The organism is Polaromonas sp. P3_C2, assembly GCF_056402675.1.
In genome coordinates, this window is record NZ_JBFUGX010001152.1 from 1 (window position 1) to 732 (window position 732).

Genomic DNA, 732 nt, shown 5'->3' on the forward strand with positions numbered 1-732 from the left:
AAGGTGTGTTGAGGAATGCCTTGTTCTCCTTTTGAACCTTGCGGCGCAGCTTTTCGTCCGCCTTGGGATCAATTCTCTGACCCTCATCCAGAGGCTCATACGATGCGGTTTGCAAAATCCCCTGCGCGTCGCAAGCCCACTTGGCCATCCACGTGAAGCCCTTGCCCGTCGCCTCCAGGCCATCAACGGGCAGGCTGTGCAGCAGTGCCAGCAGGTAGGCCACCGCATCGGCCGTGCCGTTGTCTGCGCCACCCAGTTCGATGCTGAGCTTCTTGCTGCCGCTAACCTGCAGGTACGCGCTCGCATCTTCCAGCGCGCCGCACAGCGCATCCAGAAACGGAACTTCAGCAGGGCCGTATTCCGAGCACGGCAGCAGCAGCGCGGCAACCAGCGCTCTTGCGTCTTTGCCGCTCGGTGCGCCCTTGAGCACCTCGGTGACTATCTGCCGCATGGCGGCATAGTCATCTTCACCCAGGGCTGAGGCCAACTGGGTGAGCAACTCGCGCGAGGACTTCTCGGCGCTGGCGATTTTGATTTTGACGGAGAACTGTTCGGACATGTAAAAACCTATTCCTGTGTGGATGGCTGGTGGCGCCGCTCAGGCCCCATCACTTCGAGTGAATAGCTATTGACGCTTATAACAAGCCGTATTGCTTGAAAAGAGCTTCCCAGGCCGCCGGATCAACGTCATCGCGATAGCCCATGGCCTGCTCAGCGAATGTCTCCGCCAAG

The 732-nt window shown here is 59.3% G+C and carries 1 protein-coding gene; it reads right to left on the reverse strand.

From position 1 onward, the window contains the following. Positions 1-559: hypothetical protein (locus AC1DWI_RS25265; RefSeq protein ID WP_477726197.1), on the reverse strand; the 559-nt coding region annotated here is incomplete at its 3' end. Positions 560-732 lie beyond the last annotated feature (173 nt).